The 23497-nt window shown below is 62.6% G+C and carries 22 protein-coding genes; 14 read left to right on the plus strand and 8 right to left on the minus strand.

Annotated features, from left to right (window positions below):
• The first annotated feature begins 120 nt into the window (after positions 1-120).
• Both GYH35_RS24360 and GYH35_RS24365 read left to right on the plus strand, forming a co-directional pair.
• Positions 121-1350: an iron-containing alcohol dehydrogenase gene (locus tag GYH35_RS24360; protein WP_161811834.1), complete on the plus strand. Its 1230-nt coding sequence runs from the start codon at positions 121-123 to the stop codon at positions 1348-1350.
• A 9-nt stretch (positions 1351-1359) separates the two neighbouring features.
• The gene (locus GYH35_RS24365) at positions 1360-2844 is read left to right on the plus strand and encodes an NAD-dependent succinate-semialdehyde dehydrogenase (RefSeq protein WP_161829723.1); all 1485 of its coding nucleotides are present in this window, start codon (positions 1360-1362) and stop codon (positions 2842-2844) included.
• 54 nt (positions 2845-2898) lie between these two features.
• Here the strand turns inward: GYH35_RS24365 and GYH35_RS24370 are convergent, their stop codons facing one another.
• From GYH35_RS24370 to GYH35_RS24380, 3 genes are read right to left on the minus strand one after another with little or no spacing between them, the layout of a single operon-like run.
• Positions 2899-3681: an enoyl-CoA hydratase gene (locus tag GYH35_RS24370; protein ID WP_161811832.1), complete on the minus strand. Its 783-nt coding sequence runs from the start codon at positions 3679-3681 to the stop codon at positions 2899-2901.
• Positions 3678-4895, minus strand: coding sequence for a CaiB/BaiF CoA transferase family protein (locus tag GYH35_RS24375; RefSeq protein ID WP_202624616.1), 1218 nt, complete (start codon positions 4893-4895; stop codon positions 3678-3680). The genes GYH35_RS24370 and GYH35_RS24375 overlap by 4 nt, the downstream gene beginning before the upstream one ends.
• Before the next feature lie 8 nt (positions 4896-4903).
• Entirely contained in the window at positions 4904-6223 is a 1320-nt protein-coding gene (locus GYH35_RS24380) for an MFS transporter (protein ID WP_161811830.1), read from the minus strand.
• Positions 6224-6297: 74 nt separating this feature from the next.
• On the opposite strand from GYH35_RS24380, the gene GYH35_RS24385 reads away from it, so the two are divergent.
• The 11 genes from GYH35_RS24385 to GYH35_RS24435 all read left to right on the plus strand — a co-directional run bounded on the left by GYH35_RS24385 (position 6298) and on the right by GYH35_RS24435 (position 18057).
• Complete coding sequence (locus tag GYH35_RS24385) at positions 6298-7215, plus strand: cupin domain-containing protein (protein ID WP_202624618.1); 918 nt, start codon at positions 6298-6300, stop codon at positions 7213-7215.
• Positions 7212-9119 (plus strand): pyrroloquinoline quinone-dependent dehydrogenase, encoded by a 1908-nt coding sequence (locus GYH35_RS24390; RefSeq protein ID WP_161829724.1) that lies wholly within the window; start codon positions 7212-7214, stop codon positions 9117-9119. Before GYH35_RS24385 ends, GYH35_RS24390 begins: the two co-directional genes overlap by 4 nt.
• Positions 9120-9131: 12 nt before the next feature.
• Positions 9132-9428 carry a hypothetical protein gene (locus GYH35_RS24395; RefSeq protein ID WP_161829725.1) on the plus strand — a complete coding sequence of 99 codons (297 nt, stop codon included), beginning with the start codon at positions 9132-9134 and terminating at the stop codon, positions 9426-9428.
• A 13-nt stretch (positions 9429-9441) separates the two neighbouring features.
• The gene (locus GYH35_RS24400) at positions 9442-9867 is read left to right on the plus strand and encodes a hypothetical protein (protein ID WP_161811827.1); all 426 of its coding nucleotides are present in this window, start codon (positions 9442-9444) and stop codon (positions 9865-9867) included.
• Positions 9868-9879: 12 nt separating this feature from the next.
• Complete coding sequence (locus GYH35_RS24405) at positions 9880-10890, plus strand: SMP-30/gluconolactonase/LRE family protein (protein ID WP_161811826.1); 1011 nt, start codon at positions 9880-9882, stop codon at positions 10888-10890.
• 21 nt (positions 10891-10911) lie between these two features.
• Positions 10912-11862, plus strand: a complete 951-nt coding sequence (locus GYH35_RS24410; protein WP_202624620.1) for a cupin domain-containing protein — start codon at positions 10912-10914, stop codon at positions 11860-11862.
• Between the two features lie 81 nt (positions 11863-11943).
• Complete coding sequence (locus GYH35_RS24415) at positions 11944-14940, plus strand: TonB-dependent receptor domain-containing protein (protein WP_161811825.1); 2997 nt, start codon at positions 11944-11946, stop codon at positions 14938-14940.
• 153 nt (positions 14941-15093) lie between these two features.
• Positions 15094-15852, plus strand: a complete 759-nt coding sequence (locus GYH35_RS24420; RefSeq protein WP_161812523.1) for a FadR/GntR family transcriptional regulator — start codon at positions 15094-15096, stop codon at positions 15850-15852.
• A 72-nt stretch (positions 15853-15924) separates the two neighbouring features.
• The gene (locus tag GYH35_RS24425) at positions 15925-16203 is read left to right on the plus strand and encodes a MoaD/ThiS family protein (protein WP_161811824.1); all 279 of its coding nucleotides are present in this window, start codon (positions 15925-15927) and stop codon (positions 16201-16203) included.
• A 2-nt stretch (positions 16204-16205) separates the two neighbouring features.
• On the plus strand, positions 16206-17384 hold the full coding sequence (locus GYH35_RS24430; protein WP_161829726.1) for a sialidase family protein: 1179 nt from the start codon (positions 16206-16208) through the stop codon (positions 17382-17384).
• A gap of 124 nt (positions 17385-17508) precedes the next feature.
• Complete coding sequence (locus tag GYH35_RS24435; RefSeq protein WP_161811822.1) at positions 17509-18057, plus strand: hypothetical protein; 549 nt, start codon at positions 17509-17511, stop codon at positions 18055-18057.
• Between the two features lie 20 nt (positions 18058-18077).
• Here GYH35_RS24435 and GYH35_RS24440 read toward each other — a convergent pair whose 3' ends face one another.
• Both GYH35_RS24440 and GYH35_RS24445 read right to left on the minus strand, forming a co-directional pair.
• The gene (locus GYH35_RS24440; protein ID WP_161811821.1) at positions 18078-18965 is read right to left on the minus strand and encodes a universal stress protein; all 888 of its coding nucleotides are present in this window, start codon (positions 18963-18965) and stop codon (positions 18078-18080) included.
• Positions 18966-19088: 123 nt separating this feature from the next.
• Positions 19089-19418: a TFIIB-type zinc ribbon-containing protein gene (locus tag GYH35_RS24445; RefSeq protein ID WP_161811820.1), complete on the minus strand. Its 330-nt coding sequence runs from the start codon at positions 19416-19418 to the stop codon at positions 19089-19091.
• A 199-nt stretch (positions 19419-19617) separates the two neighbouring features.
• Here GYH35_RS24445 and GYH35_RS24450 point away from each other — a divergent pair, with 199 nt between their 5' ends.
• On the plus strand, positions 19618-20280 hold the full coding sequence (locus GYH35_RS24450; protein WP_161811819.1) for a Fe2+-dependent dioxygenase: 663 nt from the start codon (positions 19618-19620) through the stop codon (positions 20278-20280).
• A gap of 36 nt (positions 20281-20316) precedes the next feature.
• On the opposite strand, the gene GYH35_RS24455 is transcribed toward GYH35_RS24450, so the two are convergent.
• The 3 genes from GYH35_RS24455 to GYH35_RS24465 form a co-directional block, all read right to left on the minus strand.
• Positions 20317-21777 carry a phospholipase D family protein gene (locus tag GYH35_RS24455; RefSeq protein ID WP_161811818.1) on the minus strand — a complete coding sequence of 487 codons (1461 nt, stop codon included), beginning with the start codon at positions 21775-21777 and terminating at the stop codon, positions 20317-20319.
• A 6-nt stretch (positions 21778-21783) separates the two neighbouring features.
• Complete coding sequence (locus GYH35_RS24460; protein WP_161811817.1) at positions 21784-22209, minus strand: universal stress protein; 426 nt, start codon at positions 22207-22209, stop codon at positions 21784-21786.
• Between the two features lie 126 nt (positions 22210-22335).
• Positions 22336-23352, minus strand: coding sequence for a TerC family protein (locus GYH35_RS24465; protein WP_161829728.1), 1017 nt, complete (start codon positions 23350-23352; stop codon positions 22336-22338).
• Positions 23353-23497: the final 145 nt, after the last annotated feature.

The raw sequence follows: 23497 nt of genomic DNA on the forward strand, positions 1-23497 counted from the left end.
GGTCATTGGCCACCGGTATGGGCGCATTGTCGTTCACTGTGCGTGGCAATTCTATCATATATGATATAGGATGCCTCACAGCGGGACGGTATGGTCGCCGTCCACACCAGAGAGATCCTTATGAGCCTATTCGGCGCCATGCGGCTGCCTCGCTCCGTGCTGTTCGGTTCCGGCCAACGCCAGGCCTTGCCGGCCGTGAGCCGGCAATTTGGTCGACGAGTCTTGATTTGCACCGACCCCAGGCTGGGTGGAGATCGAGAGATCGAGGTGCTCTCGAGCGAGCTCGAACGACTGGGTTCCACCACACTGGTGTACGACCGCACGCTGCCGGACTTGCCGACCGAATCCATCATGGATTGTTTGCGCACAGCGGCCACCTTCACGCCCGAAGTGATCATCGGCATCGGCGGCGGCAGCTGCATGGACATGGCCAAGGCCGTCTCGGTGCTGCTGACTCACGGCGGCGAGCCCGCTTCGTACTACGGCGAATACAAAGTGCCGGGACCGGTGATCCCGCTGATCGCCGTACCGACGACGTCGGGAACGGGCTCGGAAGTGACACCGGTATCGGTGGTCGCGGACACCGCCAAAGGAACCAAGATCGGCATCGCAAGCCCCTATCTGATTCCGCAAGTCGCGGTGTGCGATCCCGAGCTGACGTTGAGTTGCCCTCCGGCACTGACAGCGTGCTCGGGCGGCGATGCACTCACGCACGCCATCGAGTCTTTCACGGCGTTGGCGCGGCCGGTAAGCGCCGATCTCACCTTGCAACACGTGTTCGTCGGCAAGAACGCGCTCTCGGATCATTTCGCCCTGCTTGCGATCTCCTCGATCTGGAAGAGCCTCTATCCTGCGTATATCAACGGCAAGGATTTGCAGGCGCGCGAGAACCTCATGATGGGAGCGCTTGCCGCGGGCTGCGCTTTTGGAACAGCGGGAACCGCGGCGGCACATGCGATTCAATATCCCGTGGGCAATGTCACGCACACCGCGCATGGCGATGGCGTCGCGTCTTTGTTGCCCTATGTGATGGAGTTCAATCGGCCCGTTTGTGTCGACAGCTTTGCGCAAATCGCTCGGATGCTCGGCTTGGGCGACGTTCGCAGCACCGATGATGATCTGTCGCGCATTCTCATCGACGAGGTGGCGCGACTGCTCGCGTCCGTTGGCATTCCTCGTACGTTGAAAGACCTCGGGCTCGCCGCGGATAAGCAGCAATGGACGGCCGAGAGCGCGATCGCGATTCAGCGACTGGTCAAGAACAATCCGCGACCGCTGGATCTGCCCGCCATGCAAGCCATTACTGCCGCCGCCTATTCCGGCGATCGAGCCGCACTCCGTCACGCCTGATCCTGTGCCATGAAATCCACGAACAACTACCTGCTGCCCGCCGCCTCTGCCGACCCAGGACGCGCCATCCCGACGGATCTGTTGATCGGCGATCGCTGGCGCGGCGGCGCCGAAGGTCAACGCATCGATGTGATCAATCCCTCGACCGGCGACGTGCTCGCCTCGGTTGCGGATGCGACGGTCAAGGACGGAATCGAATCGATCGAAGCGGCCTCTCGCGCTGCCCCTGGCTGGGCGGCAACGCCACCGAGAAAGCGCGCCGAGCTGTTGCGCTCGTGCTTCGAACGGATGGTGGCGAACAGCGAATGGCTGGCGCAACTGATCTCGCTCGAAAACGGGAAGGCGCTGGCGGATGCCAGGAGCGAGGTGCTCTACGCCGCCGAGTTCTTCCGTTGGTATGCCGAGGAAGCCGTGCGGCTGGAAGGCGAAATCAGCACCGCGCCGAGCGGCGCCAATCGCATCGTGGTGATGTATCAGCCCATTGGCATCTCACTGCTGATCACGCCCTGGAACTTCCCGGCAGCGATGGCCACACGCAAGATCGCTCCGGCGCTCGCCGCAGGCTGCACCTGCATCCTCAAACCCGCGGAGGAAACACCGCTCACCGCCTACGCGGTCGCACAGATCATGTTGGAGGCCGGCATTCCTGCCGGCGTCGTCAACGTGATCACAACCGGAAAGCCTGCGGCGGTCGTGAAGGCGATGCTGCACGAGGGCAGAATTCGCAAACTCTCTTTCACCGGCTCCACCGAAGTGGGCCGTCTGCTGCTGCACGAAGCCGCCGATACGATCGTGAATTGCTCCATGGAATTGGGCGGCAACGCACCCTTCCTGGTGCTCGACGATGCAAACATTCCGGAGGCGATCGCAGGAGCGATGATCGCGAAAATGCGCAACGGCGGCGAAGCCTGTACCGCCGCGAATCGGTTCTATGTCCAGCGCGGCGTTTACGAGGAGTTCACCAGGCAACTGGTCGCGAAGATGGGCGCCGTGAAGCTTGGCGATGGCTGCTCACCGGAAACCGGTTGTGGCGCTCTCATCAATCGGGCAGCCGTGGCCAAGATCGAATCATTGGTCGCGGATGCGGTGAAACGAGGTGCGCGAGTGCTGTTGGGCGGCGCTGCGCCCTCGCGCCCAGGCTTCTTCTACCCTCCGACGGTATTGACCGACGTCGCCGCCGGCTCGGAGATCCTGAACCAGGAAATCTTCGGCCCGGTCGCGGTGCTCGTCCCGTTCGACACGGTCGATGAGGCGATCGCCCTTGCGAACGACACCGAGTACGGGCTGGTTGCGTATATCTATACGGGCGATCTCAAAACCGGGCTGCGCATCGCAGAGCGTCTCGAGAGCGGCATGATCGCGCTCAACCGCGGCTTGGTATCCGACGCCGCCGCTCCCTTCGGCGGCGTGAAACAGAGCGGCCTCGGACGCGAAGGCTCACATCACGGCATTCGTGAGTTCACCGAAGCCAAGTACATCGCGGTCGAGTGGTAACGGAAACTGCAAATGAAACGTTGGCGGCCTCAGGCTGGCCGCCAACCGGCGCTCTTACTTGCCGCTCCACTGCGGCACGCCCTTGTTCTTCGCGACGAAGTTCTGCACACCTCGCTTGAAATCTTCGCTGCCGTACACCCGCTCGATCAGATCGTCGATGTTGGGCAGATTGGCGTAGCTCAGTCGCCGGATCATTTCCTTGCTGGCGCGAGTCGTCAGGGGTGCATTCGACACGGCACGCTGACAAAGCGCATCCACTGCGGCGTCCAGCCCACCGGCATCGACCACGTTGTAAAGCACTCCCCTGCTCATCATTTCCTGCGCCGAGATCACTTCGCCAAGCAACAACATGCGCTTGGCCATCGTCACGCCGATAGCACCGGCGATGCGGGCACAGCTGCTCATCGACAGACAGTTACCGATGGTGCGCCCCAAAGGCGATGCAAAGCGCGCCTCGGGCGTGGCAATGCGAATGTCGGCGGCGCTGAAGATGTTCAGCCCGCCACCCACGGCCCAGCCCTCGATGATCGCGATCGTGGTCACCGGCAACGCGTCGACCGCGGCCATGCACTCGTCGATGTGACGTTCGTACTCGATGCCATCCCTGCCCGAGGTGAAGCGGGTAAAGCCGCTGATATCCGTACCGGAGATGAACGCCTTCCCGCCCACGCCGCGAAATGTCACGGCACGAACGCTCGAATCCTGCGCAATGTGCCTGCAGACGTCGCGCAGGTCGCACCACATCTGATGCGTCAGGGCGTTGTGCGCGGCCGGATTGTCGAATGAAACCTGCGCGACCGCGTCGTGCTTTGTGTAAATCAGCTTGCCTTCGCTCATCGCGCGACTGCCTTTTGTCCGGAAGACTGCAGCAGACCTTTCTCGCTCAACTCGCGACGAATCTCGTCGCCATGCTGATCGAGCAAGGGCGGTGCATGACGCACCTGCTGCGGCGTGCCCCGCATCTTGACCGGAAAGCCGAGCGCGCGGAACGAACCTTCCACCGGATGCGGAATATTCATGACCATTTCGCGCGCGGCCACGTGATCGCTCGCGAGTGCCTGCTCGTAGTTGTAGATCGGGCCCGCTGGCACACCGGCAGCCAGCAGCGCCTCGACCCATGCGTGCACCGTGCGCTGTGCCAGCGTCGGCCGCAATTCCTCGATCAGTTCGACGCGATTGGTCACTCGCAGAGCGTTGGTCGAAAACCGGGGATCCGAATTCAGCTCCGGCCGTTTCACCACGTCGAGGAACGTGAGCCACAGTTTTTGATTGGCCGCGCCGATGACGAAATAACCATCGGAGGCCTGCACGGCCTGATACGGCGCGGACATGCGATTTGCGCTGCCGATCGGCTGCGGCGATTTGCCGGTGCCCCACAATTCGGTCGTCTCCCACACCGACAGGCCGAGTGCCGCTTCCAGCAGCGAAGCGTCGATGAACTGGCCACGGCCGGATTTTTCTCTGCCCATGAGCGCGCTCAGAATGCCATAGGTCGCAAACAAGCCCGCGCCCAGATCCGCCACCGGAATGCCGTTCTTGACCGGTTCGGAGCCGGGCAGTCCGGTGGCGCTCAACGCGCCCGACATGGCCTGCGCGATCAAATCGAATCCTGGACGTTGCGCCCACGGCCCGGTCTGACCGAACCCTGAAATGCTCGCGTACACCAGTCGCGGATTCATTTCCGCCAGCGTTTCGTAACCCATGCCGAGCCGGGCAGCGACGCCGGGGCGCGCGTTCTCCACCAACACGTCCGCTGTTTTCACGAGTGCGTACAGCACGTCGCGATCGGCGGGATTCTTCAGATCGAGTGCGATGCTGCGCTTGTTACGATTCAGCGCGAGAAAACCCGGACTGTCCTCGCCTTTCAGACGAAAGCCCATCGAGTGCCTCGTCGAGTCACCGACCTTCGGCGGCTCGATCTTGATGACATCGGCCCCCATGTCGCCCAACAACATGCAACAGAATGGCCCCGCCATCACTTGCGTGATATCCAGCACGCGGATACCGGCCAGTGGCAAGTGGGCATGCTCGTTCTGAATCGATGTATCCACGATCGTTCTCATTGCTCAAGGCCAGGTTGGTCGAGATGCCGCGTCGGATCGACCAGCAGCCAGGCGAAGGCGCCAATGACTGCGAGGGCTGCCGCCACGAAGAAGGCAGACTTCCATCCAAATTCGGCCGCGATCCAAGGGGTCAGCGACGCGGTGATGGCTCCGCCCACCTGACAGCCCATGTTCATCACGCCGGCGACGACACCTGCATGCGGACCGGCGAAATCCGCAGTCACCGACCAGTAGGCGCTCTGCGAAAGATAAATCGCTCCGGCGCCGCCGGCCAGGATCACGGTCGCGACGCCGGCACTGTCGGCCATCGATCCCAACGCCAGAAATATTGCCGTCAACAGCAGCGCAACCACCGGCAAGCCGCAACGTCCCCACCGCAACCCGTGGCGTTTGACCACGGCATCGTTGATCACACCGCCCAGTAGGCAACAAATCGTCATGGCGATGAACGGCAGCATGCTGTAGAGCGCGCTGGTCTTCAGATTCAACCCGCGCGCTTCGGCGAGATAGATAAAGAACCAGCTGAAAAAAATCCACACTACATAGCCGAACGTGAAGTAGCTGATCGTGAGGGCCCACACATCGCGGTTGGCGAAAATACGCCGCCAGGGAATCGGCGGTCGCGCCGCTGGCGTAGCCGCATCGATGCCTGCGCGAATGTGCTCGAGCTCCGCATCGGAAACACGCGGGTGTTCATCGGGGCGATCGCGAGCCGCGACGTACCAGACGAGTCCCACGATACAGCCGACGACGGCGCAGAACCAGAAAGACGCGCGCCAGCCGTGCGACTCGACGATCGCGTTCAAGAGCGGAGGTGTGAGGCCCGCGCCTGCGCCAACACCGGCGAATATCCATCCATTGGCCTTGCCACGCTCGTGCACCGGCACCCAGCGAGCAACGAACTGATTGGCGGCCGGATAGATGACCGACTCGCCGACGCCCAATCCGAATCGCACCAGAATGAGCGCCAGCAATGCGTGACCCGCCGTGGGTGAAACAATTGCAGTGAGCCCCGTGAACACGCCCCACCACAGAACTCCGAGGGTCAGGACGTTTCTGGGCCCGAGGCGCACCGCCAGCCATCCCGCCGGAATCTGAAATCCCGCGTACCCAATCAAGAATGCGCTGAACACCCAGCCCAGCTGGACCTGGGTCAGGCCGTACTCCTGCGCCAGCGCGACCCCCGCGATGGAAATGTTGGTCCGGTCCAGAAAGGCGACTGTGCTGAGAAGAAACAGCACAAACACCAATAAGGCGCGCACCGGGACCACAGTCGGCCGGACCAGTTGTCGGACTTTTGTTGCCGCGGCTGTCATATCGTATATGCTATCGGATATGGTATTGGACAACAACGCCACGGACGTAGATTCGTGGCTAGGGGGAAGAGCGCGTGACCAGCCGGGCCTTCGTTGCACTGTTGCTCGTGTCCGCCGCGACGTTTGCGGCCGATACACCGCAGCCATCGACCAGCGCACCGCTGGAGCGGCGGATCGCGCATACCGATCCGGCCACCTTTCGCTCCCTGACGGGCGTGCACGGTGGCGCGGGGTCGATGAATTTCGGCGTGCTGTTCGGGAGTGACGCGCTCGCCACCAATCTCATCTTTCTCCATCGCGGCGTGATCCAGCCCCGCAGCGGCATCGGCCAGCACTTTCATAATTACTGCGAAGAGATGTTCGTCATCCTCGACGGCGAGGCCGAGTTCACGATCGATGGGCGCACTTCTCTTATTAAAGGTCCCGCGGGCGCGCCGAATCGACTGGGGCACTCGCACGCAATCTACAACCCGACCGACCGGCCACTTCAGTGGCTCAACATCAATGTAGGGACGTCGAAGACCTACGATGCGTTCGACCTGGGCGATGCACGCGTCGGTGTCCCGCTCGATCCGGTGCCGCAGTTCATCTCGATGCGGCTCGATCGCGATCTGCTGAAGCCGCTCGATGCCATGAACGGCGGCAAAGGCCGCGTGCAATATCGTCGCGCGCTCGAACCCAGCGTGTTCTTCACCACCTGGTCTTACGTCGATCACCTCCTCTTGTCCCCGGGCACGAGCGTCGGGCCGCAAATCCTCGCAGATATGAGCGAGATGTACTACGTGATCTCCGGCGCCGGCACGGTAACCGTGGATGCCGAGCGCGCCAGCATTCGCACCGGCGATGCAATTGCGATCGATCCTGGCCGCTCCAAATCTTTCAGCAACGAAACCGCCGCACCGCTGGAGCTCATGATCGTCGGTGTCGCGCGCGACATGGCCGCAAAGACCGCCCTACTCCATCAGCCCCGTCCTCCTCGGAAGCAACAATGAAGCGAACGATCGTCATCGCCGCCGCTGGCGCCCTGATGACCGCGTGCACGAGCGCGCCAGTCTCGGTTGACTGGCCAACTTACCATCGCGATGCCGGCGGCACGCGCTTCTCGCCGCTCGATCAGATCACACCGGCGAATGTTTCCAAATTGCAGGTCGCCTGGACGTACCACATGAAGCCGCCCAGCGCGACGCCGACTCCAGCGCCGCAGCCACCGTCGAGCGATGCTGGCGATGAAATTCCCATGCGTCGCAGCCGCTTCATTCCCTCGGAGGCGACCCCGCTGGTCGTGAACGGCCGGATGTTTCTATCGACACCGTATGGGCGCGTCGTGGCGCTGGACCCGGACAACGGCAGTGAGCTGTGGGTGTACGAGTTGCCCAATCACGATCAGCCATCGACACGCGGGGTCGAGTATTGGCCGGGCGTCGACGCTGCGGAGCCCGCGATTTTCTTCGGCACGCGCAGTGGCAAGCTCATCAAGCTGTCTGCGGCAACCGGCAAGCCGATCGCGAGTTTCGGTAAGGATGGGTTGCTCGACATGAAGACACCCGAGGTCATGAACGGCGCGCCACGCGCACCCTTGGGGATGAGCTCGCCGCCGCTTACTTATAAGAACCTGGTCATCACCGGCTCGCGCGTGCAGGAAACGCCGTCGTTAGGCGCTGCAGGCGACGTGCGCGCTTGGGACGCTCGCACCGGCCAGCTCGTTTGGACATTTCATACCGTGCCCCGGCCCGGTGAATTCGGTCACGACACGTGGGCAGGCGACAGCTGGAAAAACCGTTCCGGCGTGAACGTGTGGACATCGCTGGTGCTCGATGCCGAGCGCGGCATCGTGTACCTGCCCGTGGGCGCGCCCGCCTTCGACCGCTGGGGCGGCGATCGCGAGGGCGCCAATCTCTTCAGCAATTCCATCGTCGCCGTCGAGGCCGCCACGGGCAAATACCTGTGGCATTTTCAAACCGTACACCACGATATCTGGGATCTCGATCTGCCGGCCGCGACGCTCGTCGATGTGAAGAAGAACGGCAGGACGATTCCCGCGATCGCCGTGATGAACAAGACTGCGATGCTGTTTCTGCTCGACCGCGTCACCGGCAAGCCCATTTACGAGATCAAAGAAGTCCCGGTGCCGACGCAGACGGATATTCCCGATGAAACACCCTGGCCTACGCAGCCCATGCCGGTTGCGCCGCCGCCGCTTGCGCAACTCGAATTCAAGACGTCGGATCTGGCGAATCTCACTCCCGAACACCGCGCGTACTGCGAACAACTGATCCGCGAAAAGAACATTGTCGAGAGTCGCGCGTTTCAACCGCTGCGCGGCGACTCCGCCGTCGCGAGCTTTCCCGGCAGCCTCGGCGGCGTCGACTGGGGCGGCGGCGCATTCGATGCGCGGCTCGGATACTTCGTGGTGAATATCAACGAGCTGGCCAGCCCCCAGCAGCTCGCGAAGCGACCCGATGGCTCGTGGGGACTGAAAGATGGATACGTCTACTTCTGGAATCACGAGACGCGTCTGCCCTGCCAGCAACCTCCCTGGGGCAGCCTGGTTGCAGTGGACGTCAACACTGGAACCATTGCCTGGCGCTCCACCTTGGGCGTCAGCGACAACTTGCCAGAGCATCTGAAGAACACCGGCCGCATCAGCGCGGGCGGGCCGATCCTCACAGCCAGCGGCTTGACCTTCATCGGCGCCACGGACGACAACCGCATTCGCGCCTTCGACACTCGCACCGGCGCTGAACTGTGGACTTTCAAACTGCCGGCATCGATCTACGCGACGCCGATCACCTATCGGGGCAAGGGCGGCAAGCAGTTCGTTGCGGCCGTCAACACCGGCGGCTTCGCGGGCAGTCCGGTCGAGAGCGACACGGTCACCACGTTCGCCCTCCCATAAGTGAAGTCACTCATGTTTCATTCGACCCGCCTCGCCAGGATCGCGATCCTCGCATCGATCTTCGCCGGCCTGCCGCTCTGGGCAGAGCAGGCGCCGAGCGAGCCGCCCGCCGGGCCGGGGCTCGAGCTCATTCAGCGCAGCTGCATCAGCTGCCACGACATCTACATGATCACGACCAAGCGCAAGACACCGCAGCAGTGGGCGGAGGTCATGGATCTGATGGCTGCCCGCGGCGCCGAAGTGACGCCGGAAGAAATGCAGGTCATCGAAGCTTACTTGTCGCAGAACTTCTCGGCGTCGACCCATTGAATCGAGGATCCCCATGAACAGACGAAACTGGCTGAAGACTCTCGCTTGGTTCACCGCTGGCGGCGCCGCCGCCGCGAACCCCATCGCTCGAGCGGCGAGTTCCGCGGGCGAAGCGAAAAAGCCCATCGTCCTGTATTGCGATCTGGCCATCGATCCCGCTCGCGAGCAGGAAATGCTCGATGCCTATCACAATCACTTCAAACCCGTCGCACAGAAACATCGCGGCTATGTCGACCTGAAGATGCTCAAGCTGCGCAAGGTCATTCAAGGCGGTCCCGCGCCGGCGAAGAGCGTCAACTATCGCTTTCAGTTGACCTACGAGAGCGAGGAGCTGCGCCAGCAATGGATCGCCTCCGCCGATCACGTCAAGTATTGGCCGATGATCGAGAACACCGTTGCCGACAAGGGCTATCTGGTGCTGCTCACCGACGCTGTCTGAGCGAGGCGTACCATGAACGTCATTCGTCACACTGGGTTTGCGTTGCTGAGCGTGGTTGCGAGCATTGCTGCGCACAGCGTTGCCGCCGCCGATACGGCCTCTACGCGTATCGAGCGCATGGACCCTGCGCTGGATTCCATCATCGCGCCGGGAACGGCGATCGAACGCGTCGCGACTGGATTCAAGTTCACCGAAGGCCCGATGTGGCGCGAGGGCCGGCTCTGGTTCTCGGACCTGCGCGACAACAAAGTGTATGCGGTCAGTCGCAGCGGCAAGGTCGAGCTACTGATCGAGCGCGCCGGCGGCCTCGATCCGTTTCCGGCCGACTCGTATCTCGGCTCGAACGCCATGGCCACCGACCAGGACGGCTCGGTGCTACTGGTCCAGCAAGGGGGGCGCAAGATCGTTCGTCTCGACGCACATCTCGAGCCCACCCCGTTACTGGAACGCTACCAAGGCAAGAAACTCAACAGCCCGAACGACCTGGTGTTTGCGCCGGACGGCTCGCTGTGGTTCACCGATCCGCCGTTCGGCCTGTCGGGCATGGACAAGGATCCCGCGAAGGAGCTGCCGTTCAACGCTGTTTATCGCTACGCCAACGGCAAGCTCGACGCAGTGATCAAGGATCTCACTCTGCCCAACGGTCTCGCCTTCTCGCCCGATGGCAAGACACTGTACGTCGCCAACTTCGGGCCGGAGCGATTCGTCAACGCGTACGACGTCAAGGCCGATGGCGCCGTCAGCAACGCTCGCACACTCATCAAGTACGCTCCCGACGAGCGGCGCCCCGGCGGACCGGACGGCCTCAAAGTCGATAGCGCGGGCAATGTCTGGACGACCGGTCCGGGCGGCATTCGCGTCATCTCACCTCGTGGAAAAGTGCTCGGGCAAATCGTACTGCCGGAAGTGGCCGCCAATCTCGCGTTCGCCGAGCAAGGCAAGGTGATCTACATCACCGCCTCCTCGAGTATCTACAAACTCGCTGTGCGCACGCCTGGCGCAATGCCGCTGTATCAACGCTGAAGGTTCAAGAATGGAGACGCCATGAGAATGTTCGACCGGTTCGTCCGCAAGCAGCTCTCGTGCCTGCTGGCCGGCTCATTGGTATGCGTGAGCGGCGCGCTGGCCCAACAACCGTCACCACCGCAACGGCCGCAGCCCATTGTCGCCTGGTCGGCGAAGCCGGTGCAGGCAACCGATTGGAGTGCGCCCAACAAGCCGCATTGGAAACTCTCCGACGTGCTCGCGAAACATTCCGGTCAGCGCAGCTGGCAGGAAGACATCGTGAGCGACCGGGACTTCATCGCGCGCTACATCAGCATGGCGCCCGGCGAGCAGACCAAGCGGCAGTTCTTCGCCGACGACCGGGTCTTCTGGATCGTGCAGTCGGGCCGCATGCGCGTGAGCATCGATGGCCAGGAGCCCTTCGTCGCGGGCCCGGGCTTCATGGTGCAGGTTCCCTACCGCGTTCCCTACAGCATCGCCACCGAAGGCGGCGAGCCTGCGCTGCGCTTCGAGGTCATCGGCGCACAAGCCGTACCGCTCTATCCGAGCGACGAAACACCGGCCCCGCTCGACGGCAAGAAGTATATGAAGGTGACGTTTACCGGCCGCGGCGCGTACGACGAAATCAACAAGCCCTATCTCGATTTCACCAAGGACGTCGTCAACGCCAACAGCCGCGGCGGCCCTTTCGTCAAGGACGACAAAACCTTCGCCAACATGATTCGCGGCCCGGGCCAGCCGCCGCCGCCGGCCAGCAACCTCGGTCATTTCCACATCGGCTACTCCGAGTTCTGGCTGATCCTGGAAGGCAAGATCGATTATCTGATCGAAGGCGTGCCTTTCTTCACCGCCGAGCCGGGCGACGTCGTCTACGCGCCTCAAGGCCGCTGGCATCGCGCCAGCTTCGGCGGCACAGGCACGGCCACCCGCCTCGCCATCAATCCACGTCCGGACGGAATGCATAACTTCCAGGCGCCGGAAAGCCACTGAACACAAACGCTTTCGCCAGGGCGTCTGGAGGCGCCCCACATTCAAGGACTCACAACAACGTTCATTTAGGGGGACTCGATCATGCCAGCATCACGATCACTCCGTGCCTCGATCCTCGCGGCGCTCACTAGCGCCGCGATGTCGACCGGCCCGGCCCTTGCTCAGGATCAGACTTCGGACCCGGCCACGCCAACGGCGGCTGGCGAACCAGGCGAGCTCGAAACGGTGCTCGTCACCGGCTCCAGCATTCGAGGCGCAGTTCCTGTCGGCTCCAACATGGTGGCGGTCGGCCAGGATACGATCGAGAAAACCGCCGCGATCAACCTGTCGAGCCTGGTCAACACGGTCCCGGCAATATCGACCTCGGGCTCGCTCGCCCAGGGCGAAAATGTCTTCTCCTATTATTCGCCGCAGATTCACAGCCTGGCCGGCTCCTCGTCCAACACCACGCTCGTGGTAGCGGACGGCCTGCGCATTCCCGGCGGCGGCACGCAGTTCAATCAATCCGATCCGAACATCATTCCGATCTCGGCCATCCAGCGCGTCGAAGTCCTCGCCGACGGCGCCTCCTCGGTCTACGGCTCCGATGCGGTCGCGGGCGTGGTGAACTTCATCACCCGCCGCACGTTCGACGGCTTCGAAAGCAACGTCGCTTACGGCTTTGCCGACGGCTACGACAATCTGGATCTGAACATGATCTGGGGCCACACCTGGGAAACCGGCGGTGTGTATTTCGCCAGCCAGTACAACAACACGAGCGAGCTCATGGCGCGCGATCGGCCCTTCACCAGTCGCGGCGACTATCGACCGATCGGCTCGAACAACAACAGCTTTCAATGCAGTCCGTCCACCATGACGGTCACCGGCGTATCGAGCGGCGCCACGCCCTCCGGAGTATTTCTATCGCCGGACGCGGCCGCGTCTGTTGCCAACACGCCGAGCAACGCTCCCTGCAACAACTCTCTCTACGCCACGCTGGTGCCGGAGCAATATCGCTTGAACGGCCTGGTGAAGATCGTGAATGAGTTCAACGACCGCCTGACGGTGGTCGGCATGGTGAATTTCAACCGGCAGCAGTCCGAGTTCGCGCAGGCGCCAGGCGGCCTGACCAGCGCCACTGCATTCGGTCCCGGCCAGGGCGTGGCAGGTCAACAAAATCCATTCTTCAGAGCACCCGCGGGCGCGCCGAACGCAACGCGCGAAAGCATTACATGGCTTGCGCTGCGCGAGGATGGCGACTACGGCACTGCTGAAACACAGGCAGATGTCGCGTATGCCACCCTCAACGTCACTTACGAGCTCGGCAACGACTGGTCCGTCTCGCTCGAGGACGGGCTGGGATGGAATCGCTCCGCCGGCAACGCCATCAACACTTTCTGTACCGCGTGCGCGCTGCTTGCCCTCAACGGTACGGCGCAAGCGAGCGGCAATCCCACGGCCTCGAACATTGCCGGGCAGAATGTGGTCGCACTCAATCTTCCGCTCACGACCAGCAACGCGCTCGACGTGTGGAATCCGCTCGGCGCGAACCTCACCTCGCCCGCGGTGCTGCGACAGCTGTATTCCGCCAACACCGAAAACACCAACTTCAACACCACCAACCAGACGCGGCTCACGTTCCAAGGCCCGGTGTTCAACGTACCGGCGGGCGAAGTCAAAGTCGCGGTGGGTGCGGAGTACTTCTGGCACGAGCAGACGCAAAAGATATCGGGCAGCAACAACACGGGCCCGACGACCACCGGCTCGAACTTCCGCGTTTATAACTACGACCGCAACGTCAAATCGGCATTCGCCGAGGTGCTGCTGCCGGTGATCTCATCCGAAATGGGCATTCCGTTCGTGCACCAGTTCGATCTGAACATTTCGGGCCGTTACGACGAATACTCCGACGTGGGCGACACGAAGAATCCCAAGTACGCCTTCAACTGGGACCTCTCTCCGAGCTTCCGCGTGCGCGGCAACTATGCAAGTGCATTCGTCGCTCCGCCGCTGGCCGTGATCGGCGATCCGTCGCAGGGTTATCTGTATGCGTCGGGCAGCGTCGGTCCCACCGGCACCATCAATGTTCCCGTCGCAAACTATCCCGACGTCGTGAACGTGCCCGGCGCCGTGGTCCAGAATACCAACACGCCGTGTACGGCCTCCTCGGATGTTTGCACGATCGGCCAGGGCAATCTCGCCATGCGCCGTCAACTCGGCGGCGGCTTCAGCAACATGGTTCCGCAGAAAGGACGCAGCTGGTCCTTCGGTTTCGATTTCGCCCCCGAATGGCTGCCGGGGTTTACCAGCGCGGTCACATTCTTCCATAACAAATTCATCGGCGGCGTCAGCTCCCCGAGCCCGACGGCCATCGTCAACAGCCGCGGGCTCAACGACCTGCTGACCATCTGCCCGAGCGGCTGCACCGAACAGCAGATCCTCGAGTTCGCCAATGTGGCCGATGGCGCAACCATCAACGGCGCGGTCCCGCCGGTGGTGTATTACATGATCGATCAGAGCTCGCGCAATGCGCTGAATCTGCTGTTGGAAGGCATCGATTACACCTTCATGTACGACTTCAGCATCGGCAACGTCGATTTCACCGTTGGCGATTCGGCGTCGTACTTCACGAAGTACACGCAGAACTTCGGCGGCGGCACCGAGTTCGACATCCTCGATACCTCCGGCTTCAACACCACGTTCCCATCGATCCGCTTCAAGCATCGCGCGCAGGTCGGCATGGCGTTGAACGGCTTCTCGGCCGACGTGTTCTGGAACCACACCGGAGGCTACAAGAACTGGTCCTCCAGCAGCGTCAATCCCATCATCGTCGAGAGTGGCGTGCCGATCGGCGGTGGCGACGACGTCGAGGCCGCCAATACCTTCGATCTGCACGCGCAATATATGTTTGCGGACGGGAGCAGGTTCAAAGGCTGGATCGTGTCGCTGGATGTGCGCAATGTGACGGATGAAGATCCATCCTTCTACAACGGCAACACCAGTGGCATCTTCGGCAATGCCGCCGGCTGGGGTTACAACGGCTTCGTGTCGAACCCGGTCGGCCGTCTGATCACACTCGGCCTGCGCACCCGGATGTAACGATCTTCTCCAGGAACCGGCCGCCCGGCGTCGCCGGGCGGCTCGATCGCAAGCGGCAGTCTAGAAAAGTTGGTCGCTCACATGCCCAGCCCGAAAAAGATCCAGCGAGCAGCGCCCGAGTGGGCAGTTCCGCTATCGGACCTCACGGGGTCGATGCATGCCGCAACTCCGGCCTCGTCCGTTCACCGGAGAATTGCCGGCGAGCTCGGCTCGTCCATTCTGTGCGGCCGACGCGTCGTCGGTTCTCTATTGCCGAAGGAGATGGATGCCACTGCCGACTTCGGCGTTTCTCGAACCGCGTACCGAGAAGCGGTGCGCATGCTGGTTGCCAAAGGGCTGGTGGAGAGTCGTCCACACCTTGGTACGTACGTGACCGATCGACGGCGCTGGCAGATACTCGATCCCGATGTATTGCGCTGGGCCTTCGACAGCGGCCCCAGCTTGAGCTTCATCCAGGAACTCTTCGAGCTGCGCGGCATCCTCGAACCGCATGCCGCCGAACTGGCGGCACGCCGCCGCACGGCACAGCAACTTGCTTCGATGAGCGATGCCCTCGAGGAAATGGCGCGTCACGGACTCGCATGTGCCGTGGGCCGGGCAGCCGACGAGCGCTTTCATGAAGAGCTCCTGGCGGCCACAGGCAATCAAGCATTGATGACGCTCTCCGCCTCGATCTGCGCCGCCATCCATTGGACGACCTACTTCAAGTACCAATCGCACGAGCCGCCGCGCGATGCGATCCCAGATCACAGGAAGCTCTACGCCGCCATCGTCGACAAGGATGCCGACCGTGCGGCTCGGGCTGCAAAAGACCTGATCCAACTCGCGCTGGCCGACACTCGCGCATCCATTCTTGGCGATAGAGAAACAGGCGCCAGGCCGAAGAGCCGGAAGCGACGCCCGATAGAATAAAAGACGCGCTGAAGTGCATCGGCCAGGTCGGGCTCCGTTGCCAATTCGACCGCCCCGTGCCACCCTCGCCGCGTGGTCCAGGTCCAACTCACACGGCATCTGTTCGCATTCTTCCCGCAGCTCGACGGGCTGACGCTCGAAGTCGAAGCCGCCGACGTGGCGGGCGTATTGCGCGCCCTCGAAGCGCGCGCGCCTGGCATCGGCTTCTACCTGTGCGACGAACGTGGGCGCCTGAGACCGCACGTCAACGTCTTCATCGGCAACACCCTGATTCGCGACCGGCGCCACTTGAGCGACCCGGTGACCGCGGGTGACAAGGTATCGATCCTGCAGGCATTGAGCGGAGGCTAGACGTGAGCGGCAAGACAGTCTGGGTCGCGACGCGCAAAGGAACATTCAAGATAGAGAAGTCCGGCGGTCGCTGGCGAGCAGCGCTGGTCGGGCACGCGGGCATAGGCGTGAACTACGTTGCCCGCGATCCGAACACGAAGCGCTTGTGGGCGCTGCTCGGCCATGGCCACTGGGGCGCCAAGCTCTCCATCTCCGATGACGACGGCGCGACCTGGCGCGACAACCCCGCCCAGGTGAAATATCCCGAAGGCGCGCGCTACATCGGACAAGACATGTATGAGGACGCCGCGAGTGAGGTCGGCGTCGGCTGGAAGACGACGGTGCGCAATGCGACGTTGTTGAAGCTGTGGGTCATCGCCTTCGGCAACGACGGCGCCCTCTGGATCGGCACCATCCCCGGCGGCCTGTTCGAGAGCCGCGACGGCGGCACATCGTTCGAGCTCAACCGTCCGCTGTGGAATCACGAGTCGCGCGGTGGAGATCTGTTTGCTGGCGAGGGCACGGGTGAAACCCAGTGGTTCGGAACACCCGCCTCCGAAGGCGGCGAGTTCGCGCCGGGCATACATTCCATCGCCATCGACCCGCGCAGTCCCCAGCGGCTCCTGATCGCAGTTTCGACGGCAGGTGTCCTCGAAACATCCGATGGCGGCCACACCTGGCGCAGCCGTAACAAAGGCATGACGATGGATCACAACCCCGACCCCGAGGCGGAGTGGGGCCACGATCCCCATCTCATCGAGCTGTGCCAAAGCGCGCCCGACCACGTCTGGCAACAGAACCACGCCGGCGTTTTCTTCAGCGACAACGGGGCGCAGCAGTGGCGCAAGGTCAGCGCTCCCGGCGAGGGCGTGCATTTCGGCTTCCCGGTCACGGTGGACGCACACGACGGCAAAGTCGCCTGGCTCGTGCCCGGCCGCTCCGATGCACAGCGCATGACGATCGACGGCGGGCTGTTCGTCGCGCGCACCGATGATGGCGGCGCGAGCTGGCGGCAGCTTCGCAACGGCCTGCCACAGGAAGCTGCATACGACGTCGTCTACCGCCACGCGCTCGACAACCGCGAGGATGCCGTCGCGTTCGGCTCGACCACGGGAAATCTCTATTTGAGCGAGGACCGCGGCGAGAGCTGGGCCGTCGTAAGTCACAACCTGCCGCCGATCTACGCGGTGCGGTTCGGTTAGTAGCGTCCCTTCGTTCAAGTGACGGACTGTGACCTGCATCACAGGCCCCGTGCAACCATGTTTGTAACTTTCGCGCCGATATTCGAGCGAGCACGACGAGCGTCCGCCGAGAAGGAGAGCCGCTGTGAAATCGATGCGTAGTTGCGTGATCTTTCTTGCCACCGTCCTGCTGGCGCTAGCCGGGCACTCCTCTGTCGCAGAGCCGGCGATCCAGGCCGAGCCGGGTACAGGCATGGCATTCGGCGCGTTCGATATCACCGAATCCGACCTGGCCGTCACGCATGTGGTTCTCATGCGCATCAAGCCCACCAAGATGTACATGGGCTCGTCCGGCGAGAAGGCCACGGTGACCTATACCAACGGCGAATTCTTCTCGCCCAACCTTACGCCGGGCGTCTACGCCGTCATGGGCTTCTTTTCCGGCAGCAAGTTCTTCGCGCTGGAGAAAAGTCTCAAGTCCAACACGCTGCAGATCGAGCCCGGTCGCGTCACCTATGCAGGCAGCTACAAGCTCACCTTGGAAAAAGGCGGCCTGTTCCGACAGGACAAAGGCAGCTTCGCTCGCATCGACACGCCGGACGCCGAAACGCAACTGCTTCGCTGGCTGGCGAAGGAGCTCGACGGTACCGGCTGGGCTTCGATCGTGAATGCGCGCATGAACGAGGCGAGCTGAGTGCGCTGATCGTTCGCTGTTCAATAAGGTCGGCTCTGCGGAACGACCACGACGTCACAATCGGCTCGTTCCAGCACCCGTCGGGTCACGCTGCCCAGCACGTGCTCCGACAGCCACGATCGACCTTGTTTTCCCATCACGATCAGTGTGCATTGATTGGCAGCCGCACGTTCATAGATGTTTATTCGTGCGTCTCCCACCTGCACCGTGCTGAGCACCGGTTGGCCGAGCGAAGCTGCCGCTGTCAGCTCGGCCATGCTGGCATTCGCCTCGCGTTGAAGCTCATCGGTGTAAGCTGCAACTCCGTCCTCAGTAACACCGGCGCTGCGCAACCTTGGTTTGAGGGAAGCGTCGAGCGCATGGAAGACATGTAACGTCGCTCGTGGCGCCAGCCTGGATGCGAACTGCAGCGATGGCGCGGAGTATTGCGAGAAGTCGACTGGGACGAGCACGTTGTCGTAAGGGATCTGTGGATCCTGCTTCACGACAAGCATGGGACACTCGACCATCCGCGCGATGCGCTCGGCCGTCGAGCCAAGAATGAAATCGCGCAGCGGATTCACGCCGCGCGGCCCCAAGACGAACAGGTCACTGCTCGCGCTGACCGCAAGAATCTCGTCCAGCACGCGACCTTCACGCAGCACGCGGCCATTGACCTCCCCTCCCGCAGCCACGATGTCCTCGGCCAGCGAATCGAGAGCGCGTTTGGCCTCGAGCCGCAGCGGCTGCTCCACCTCAACCGCTGGCGAACGCCGCAGCAGCGCCTTCGCAGTCGAGCTATCGACAACGTGTAAGAGATCCAACCTGGCGCCGAGCTCCTTGGCGAGCACTCCAGCCCGCCTCGCCGCTCGATGCGCCGAGAAGGAAAAATCAGTAGCTGCGACGACGGCGCGAATCGGAGTAGTCATGGACGCGATCTTCGCTTCGGCCTTTGCCTCGTTCTGAAGCAACGCGCGTGAGCGAATCGAAGGTGGAAGTCGCGTCGTTGGACCAAGGCCCCCTTGACGGATCGAAGGGGGCCGGCGCGCCCATCAATCGAAAATATCGAAGATGGACCGTTTCTTGCGATAACCGCCGTAGCCGTACTCGCCCCGTTCGCCTCGCTCGCCGCGCTCTCCGTACTCGCCGCGTTCACCGTAACCGCGATCTGAATAGTGAGGTGGCGGCGGCTGCTGCCGAGGAGCAGACGCGGCGTGCGGATCCGCTCCGGCCGCGTCTTCGGCCGTCGAGGCCATGAGCTTTTCGAGCTCGCCGCGATCCAGCCAGACCCCACGGCAGACCGGGCACATGTCAAACTGCACGCCGGCGCGGGTCACCGTGGTCATGGAGCTGTTGTCGTTCGGACATAGAAGCAATGGCATTGCGCTTTCCTCGTCGAATTACGGAGGCGCAAACGCGTCAACATGTGGGCCTCCACCTGAATGTGTGCGTCCGACATCACGACGGTCAACTTCCGTCGTCAGAGGGGCCCGGTCCGCTCCGTCACCATATGAGAGGAAAGAATTGAAAATCAAGCCCTGCTTTTCCGCACATCGCGCGCCAGCCGCAAAGTGAGGCCGAATGCTAGTCCTTGATGACATATTGAGCACTGACGAAGTAGCGCGCATACGCGAGAGTCTGAAGCGCGTGTCGTTTCGGGATGGACGAGTCACTGCTGGCCCAGCCGCACGCGAGGTCAAGCAGAACGAGCAGGCCGACGGCGGTGAACCCGAAGCTGCAGCACTGGCCCGCTTGGTGAAGATGGCGCTCGAGCATCATCCGACCTTCCCTGCTCTGGTCCGGCCGGTCCGATGGTCCAACCTGATGTTCTCTCGCTATGTCACCGGACATCGCTATGGCCCGCATACCGATGACGCGTCCATGCTCGGCGAGCACGGCTGGCCGCTGCGCACCGATGTGAGCTTCACCGTGTTCCTTTCGAGCCCGGATGAATACGAAGGCGGCGCGTTGAGATTTCTCAGCGGGGCGGGCGAACACAGTTTCAGACCTGCAAGCGGCTCGGCCGTAGTCTATCCAACCGGCGTGCTGCACGAAGTAACCCCAGTGACCGACGGCGTGCGACTGGCGTGCGTCGGTTGGATACAAAGCCTCATTCGACGCGCTGACCAACGCGAACTGCTATACGACCTCGAATGCGCCCGCCGCGACGCGACCTCTACCGAGGCGCAACTGCTGCTCGACAAGTCCATCGGCAATCTCTTGCGCATGTGGGGCGAGGACTGAAGCGGCCGCGCTCAGGCATGACGGCGCACATCGACATCACAGCAGCCAATCGATCGGCAATGCGGCAATGACGCGGAGCGCCGCGCGCTGAAAGACACTTGTGTGAGGCTCGATGCGATGAGCTCTCTGTCCCGTTGCAGTCGTTTCGATCCATTGCAGCTCGTCGTGCTCGTCGAGCCGCACTCGATACGAATGCGCCGGCGCCTGCGTTTCAAAGAAATGATTGAGCCGCCGCGCGAGCTGCGGACTATCCAGCAGCAGACCCATCTCGGTGTTCAGGTACGCAGAACGCGGATCGAAGTTGAATGAGCCGACGTACACGTAACGGCCGTCGATCTCGAAGGTCTTGGCATGCAGACTGGCCGCCGAGCTGCCCCGGGTCAGCGACGCGGGGGTGGGCTCGACACGCTTCACCTCATAGATCTCCAGCCCTGCTCGCAATAACGCCTTGCGACGCTTGGCATATCCCGCATGAACAGCGGCGACATCGGTCGAAGCGAGAGAATTGGTGAGCACGCGCACCCTGACGCCCTGTCTCGCCAGCTGCACGAGATCCTTCGTTCCCCTGATCGCAGGCACGAAATAAGGGGAAATCAGATCGAACTGCACGCGCGCCTGACCCGTCAGCTGTAGTAGCCGGGGTAGCATGAGCAAATCCCTTGGCGGCTCCGCATGCAGCACTTTCGCGGGGTCGTCGGAGACGAGCCGCGCATCGACCCACTCCATCGCAAGCCGCCCTTCTTCGAGTTGGGTCACGAACCCGGTCTCGTCCAGCGCTTCCAGATACTGCGCCGAGCCTGGTCTCGCATGCGTAGCCGCGAAGGCGGCCTTGAGATTGCGAATCGCCTCGCTCGATGCCTTGCCCAGCACGCTCTCGGCGCGATGCGCCGACTCACTGTTGAAGTACAGATCGAAGTTGTTCGACACCTCGGACGCGATCGGCCCCACCGCCATCACGTCCAGGTCGGCAAACGTCATCGCACCGCCCGCATCGAAATATTCATCGCCGACGTTGCGCCCACCGACCACAGTCACTTCCTTGTCGACCGTGAACGACTTGTTGTGCATGCGGCGGTTCACACGACGAAAGTCGCGGACATAATTGATCCAGCGCAGACGGCGGTGACGAAGCGGATTGAACAGGCGCACCTCGATGTTCTCGTGAGCATCGAGCGCGGCGATCGTCTGGTCGAGACCGGTCGTGTTGTTGTCGTCCAGCAGCAGGCGAACGCGCACCCCGCGCTCCGCCGCATTCCAAAGCGCTTCGAACATCAGATAGCCGGTCACGTCGCCGCGCCAGATGTAACACTCGACGTCGATCGAGCGCTCTGCCGCGGCAGCAAGGAGCGCCCGCGCGGCGAATGCATCCCGACCGCTCTCGAGCGCAAAGATGCCGCTCGCGCCCGGATGCGAGCGCAGCGCCGGGTCGATCGCCTGGTGAAGGCGTGTGGCCTGCGTGCCCGTTGTCGAGAGCACGCCCTCGATCGAAAAGGACATACCGCCCTACTTGACGATGGTGACCGGGCACGGGCTGAGCTGGATGACCTTCGATGCCACGGAGCCCAATAGCATGCCGGCCACTCGGCCTCGGCCCCTGCTGCCCATCACGATCTCGCTGCACCCACGACGCTTCGCGAGTGTAACGATCGTCGCGGCCGGATCGCCGATGTGTACGCTGATATCCGCATCCAACTTACGTCGTTTGAGCAGCGCGCGCGCCGCCTTGAGGGCTGCATCCGCGAGCCGGTGCTGATGCTCGGCGATCATATCGCGAGACACGTAGCGGCTGGCCGGCATGCCGAGCTGCACATTGACGACCCTGAGCGAACCCTTGCCCGCCATGGTCACGCGATCGACGGCATATTCGAGCGCGCGTGTCGAAGGATCCGAGCCATCGACGGGGACCAGAATCGTCTGAGTTGATCGCATCGTCGCACTCCAGCCGCCACTGAAGAAGAAGCAGACCGGGTTGCGCAGAGTTCCTGCTCGAGCGCGCCGAGATGCCCGACACCGACCTCGGGCAGCCGTCCTTCACTTTGTGCGTACGGCGATTCATCAATCCGGCCGCCCGTCCGAGCTATTCGCCTTTCTTGAAAACGGATAAGCGCTGCGTGGTCTCGCGCTCGGCCGGATCAGCTGCGACAGCAGCATCAATATCGTCAGGATCGCGGCCGTCACCGCCAGCGACACGGCGACTGGAATCTTGTAGATGTCGATCAGCAGCATCTTTGCGCCGATGAACAACAGAACGAGCGCCAGGCCATACGAGAGCAGATGAAATCGCTCGTACATGCCGGCGAGCAGGAAATACAGCGCACGCAGGCCCAGGATCGCAAACACGTTGGACGTAAGCACGATGAGCGGATCGGTCGTGATGGCGAAGATGGCGGGAATCGAATCCACTGCGAAAATGACATCGACGACGCCTATCAACAGGACCACGAGCGCCAGCGGCGTGGCCACGCGCGCGCCATCCACCGTTGTGAACAGCCGTTCGCCATCGTAACCGGGCGCAACCCGCACGTGTCGGCGCAGCCACCGCAGCGCTGGATTCGATTCCAGATCTGGCTCCTGCCCCGCCGCCCACCACATCTTGATGCCCGTGAACACCAGAAAGGCGCCGAACACGTAAAGAATCCAATGGAAGCGCGCGATCATCCAGGCGCCGATGAAGATCATCGCCGCGCGCAACAGGATCGCTCCAAGAATGCCGATCATCAACACACGCTTCTGAAATTCGGCGGGCACCGAGAAAAAGGTGAACACCATCAGGAAGACGAATACGTTGTCGACCGCCAGCGCCTTCTCGATGAGATACCCGGTCGTGAACTCGAGCAGTTTGGCGTTCGCCAGGACGCGGGTCGCCTCATCGGGGCTCGAAGCAAGATGCCACCACATCCATGCCGCGAACGCCGCGCTGACAGCCACCCAGATCAGCGACCACACGAGCGCCTCGCGCATCGATACTTTGTGCGCGCCTTGTTTGTTGAGCGCGAAGAAATCGACCGCGACGGCAAGCAGCACGAACGCGGCAAACGACGACCACAGCAGCGGAGTACCGACCGAACTCATGAGAGCCTCTCAGCAGTGGGCGGTCGGCGCGAACCGGCGTGAACAGGGAGTGACGACGAAAGCCCGTGTCGGTCTTGCCACCCACGTATCGGCGTGGACTGCAGCGCCGGGCTCCCTCCGCACGCGCCGCGCGGCAAGGTTCCGT

Source organism: Steroidobacter agaridevorans, assembly GCF_009932555.1.
In the GTDB taxonomy this organism is placed as follows: Bacteria; Pseudomonadota; Gammaproteobacteria; order Steroidobacterales; family Steroidobacteraceae; genus Steroidobacter; species Steroidobacter agaridevorans.